This is a genomic window from Frankia sp. AgKG'84/4 (genome assembly GCF_023242965.2).
Classification (GTDB): Bacteria; Actinomycetota; Actinomycetes; order Frankiales; family Frankiaceae; genus Frankia.
Genome location: NZ_JALKFU020000576.1, coordinates 1 through 3346, shown reverse-complemented (window position 1 = coordinate 3346; position 3346 = coordinate 1). Strand labels below are relative to the sequence as shown.

The window sequence follows — 3346 nt, the reverse complement described above, 5'->3', positions numbered from 1 at the left end:
ACCGTGGTCGGGCCGCCCGCGACCGTGGTCGGGCCGCCCGCGGCCGCGGTCGCGACGGCCATCGGGTCGCGCCAGATGTGCTCCCGGTGCGGCGGGCGGGTGGCGAGGTCCGGCAGGTCGCTCCAGGTGCCGAGTGTCTCCGCGAACACGTCGTCGTCGTCGATCCGGCGCAGCTCCTCGGCGAGGAGGTCACCGAGACCGCGGGCAGCCAGCGGCAGCACCCGGTCCGGGAAACCGGAGCGGGAGATCGTCGCCGAGCGGGCATCGGTGCGCGTGATCGCGAGCCGCTCGCCGCCGAGGTGGACGACGACGGCGGTGATCTCGGGCCGCCGTCCGCTCTCCTCGACCGTGACCGGCACGCCGAGCCGGTTGCGCAGCCAGCCGGCGAACAGCTGGGCGCTCGGGTTCGCCGGCCCGGCCTGTACCACCACGTGGTCCGGCCGGTCGTTCAGCTGGTCGAACGCGGCGGCGAGCAGGGTCCGCCACGGGGTCAGCCGGGTCCACGCGAGGTCGGTGTCGCCGGGGACGAAGTCGGTGGCGCGCTGGTGGAGCGCGGCCAGCGGGTCCGCCGCGGCGGTGACGTCGGTGACCCGCCGGTCGGCGAAGACGCCGAGCGGGTCGTAGGCGATCCGGGTCGGCGGCTCGTCGTGCCACCAGGTGACCACGGGGGCGTCCGGGGCGAGCAGGGGCAGCACGACCGACTCGGCGTGCAGCGCCAGGCGCCCCGACATGCGCATGACGACGGCCTCGCCCGGCCCGAGCCGACCGCCGATCGACACCTCCGCGTCGAGGCGGGGGTGCGGTGCGTCGATCTGGCGGCGCACGACGATGAGCAGTCGGCACGGATGCGCCGAGGCGGCGAGCGTCGCCGCGCCCTCCGCCTCGCTGACGTTCTTCTCGTCGACGACGGCGACGAGGGTGAGCGCCAGCCCGAAGGCGAGGGCACCGGCCGCGCGCCGCTCGGCGGCGAGTGCCTTGACCACCTCAGAACCGGTGGTGTCCCACAGCGTGGTCACGAGGGGCTCCTTTCCGTCCGGGGAAGCGGGGCGTCCGTCCGGGGAGGCGGGATGGCGCTCATGGCCGCCGCCAGCGGCGGCCGTCGGCACCGAGCATGTCGTCCGCGGCGGCGGGACCCCAGCTACCGGCCCGGTAGCGGTGCGGCGTGGTGCTCGCCCAGTGCTCCTCGAGCGGGTCGATGATCCGCCACGACTCCTCGACCTCGGCGTTGTTCGGGAACAGTGTCGCGTCGCCGAGCAGCACGTCGAGGATGAGACGCTCGTAGGCCTCGGGCAGCGCCTCGGTGAACGCCTCGCCGAACAGGAAGTCCATTGCGACGTCGCGGACCTCCATCGACGAACCGGGGACCTTCGAACCGAACTTCAGCGTGACGCCCTCGTCCGGCTGGACCCGGATGACGAGCTGGTTGTTGCCGAGTTCGGCGGTGTCGGTCTGGTCGAACGGCAGGTGCGGCGCCTTCTTGAACACGATCGCGATCTCGGTGACCCGCCGCGGCAGCCGCTTGCCGGTCCGCAGGTAGAACGGCACGCCCGCCCAGCGCCGGGTCTCGATGCCAAAGCGCACCGCCGCATAGGTCTCGGTGTGCGAGTCCGCTGGGATGTCCTTCTCGTCCAGGTAGCCGGCGACCCGCTCGCCGGCGAGCCAGCCCTGCTCGTACTGGCCGCGCACCGCGTACCGGTCCAGGTCGGCCGGCAGCGACACGGCCCGCAGCACCTTGATCTTCTCGGTGCGGATCGTCTCGGCGCTGAAACTGACCGGCTCCTCCATCGCGGTGAGCGCGAGCAGCTGCAACAGGTGGTTCTGCAGGACGTCGCGGGCGGCGCCGGTCTCGTCGTAGAAGCCGGCGCGGGTGCCGATGCCGACGTCCTCGGCCATGGTGATCTGCACCGAGTCGACGAACTGCGAGTTCCAGATCGGCTCGAACAGGGTGTTCGCGAACCGCAGCGCGAAGAGGTTCTGAACCGTCTCCTTGCCGAGGTAGTGGTCGATGCGGTAGACGCCCGACGGGGTGAACACGTCGTCGACCAGGGCGTTGAGCTCCCGGGCGGAGGCGATGTCGTGCCCGAACGGCTTCTCGATGACCACCCGGCGCCAGCCGGACGCGCCCTTGGCGGCCAGGTTCGTCCGCTGCATCTGCTTGAGGACGACCGGGAACGCCGAGGGCGGGACCGACAGGTAGAACGCGGCGTTGCCGGCGATGCCGTGCGAGGCCTCCAGCTCCTCCAGGGTGGTGACGAGCCGGTCGAAGGCCGCGTCGTCGTCGAAGGCACCCTGGACGAACCGCACGGAGCTGGCGAGACGGTCCCAGACCTCCTCGCGGAAGGGCGTGCGCGCGCCCTTCTCCGCGGACTCCCGGGCGAACTGCGCGAAGTCGTCGTCCGACCAGTCGCGCCGGGCGAAGCCGAGCAGCACGAAACCGGGCGGCAGCAGGCCGCGGTTGGCCAGGTCGTACACCGCCGGGATCAGCTTCTTGCGGGCCAGGTCGCCGGTGGCGCCGAACACCACGAGGGCGCTGGCGTCCGGCAGGCGTGGCAGTCTGCGGTCACGCGGATCGCGCAGCGGGTTGGTACTCACCGTGGGCGCCACCCGTTCCCCCTTCGCACTCGTCTTGGTCCCTTCCTGGGTTCTTTCACTGTTCGCCACCGCTTGTCCACGGTGATCCGTCCGGCCACGGTGATCGGCGTGACACCGGCTCAGTCGTTCGAGGGCGGGTTCGACAGCTGCCGCGCGACCGTGTCGAGCAGCTGCTTCCACGAGTCCTCGAACTTCTGCACACCCTGAGCCTCCAGGGTCTCGATCACATCGTCCAGGTCGATGCCGACCTCCGCCAGCGCGGCGAACACCGCCCGCGCGTCGTCGTAGAACGGCCGGATCGTCTCGCCGCCGACCACGCCGTGGTCCGCGAACGCCTGCAGCGTCGCCTCGGGCATGGTGTTCACCGTGTTGGGCGCGATCAGCTCGGACACGTAGATCGTGTCGGGAAGGGACGGGTCCTTCGTCGACGTCGACGCCCACAGCGGGCGCTGCGCCTTCGCGCCCTTGGCCGCCAGGGCCGCCCAGCGGGGCGTCCCGAACGCCTTCTCGTAGCGCTCGTAGGCCAGGCGCGCGTTGGCGATCGCCGTCTTCGCGTGCAGCGCCTTCGCCGCCGGTGTCCCGATCTTGTCGAGCCGGCTGTCGACCTCCGTGTCGACCCGGCTGACGAAGAACGATGCGACCGACGCCAGGTCGGAGACGTCGCGGGGGGGCGGCCCGCCCCGCCCCAAAAAAAAAAAAAAAAACCGGCCCCCCGGGCCGGGGGGGGGGTTCCGCCACACCCCCCCCCCCCCCG

Annotated in this window: 3 protein-coding genes; all 3 read right to left on the bottom strand. The window is 71.9% G+C overall.

What is annotated here, in order from left to right; all coding sequences use genetic code 11:
* The coding region (locus MXD58_RS23440; protein ID WP_250609931.1) for a glucose-6-phosphate dehydrogenase assembly protein OpcA at positions 1-1016 on the bottom strand (1016 nt) is incomplete at its 3' end.
* Positions 1017-1074: 58 nt separating this feature from the next.
* On the bottom strand, positions 1075-2604 hold the full coding sequence (zwf, locus tag MXD58_RS23435) for a glucose-6-phosphate dehydrogenase (RefSeq protein WP_248839984.1): 1530 nt from the start codon (positions 2602-2604) through the stop codon (positions 1075-1077).
* 107 nt (positions 2605-2711) lie between these two features.
* Positions 2712-3346, bottom strand: a 635-nt coding sequence (locus MXD58_RS23430; RefSeq protein WP_284678793.1) for a transaldolase family protein, incomplete at its 5' end; no start/stop codon positions are given.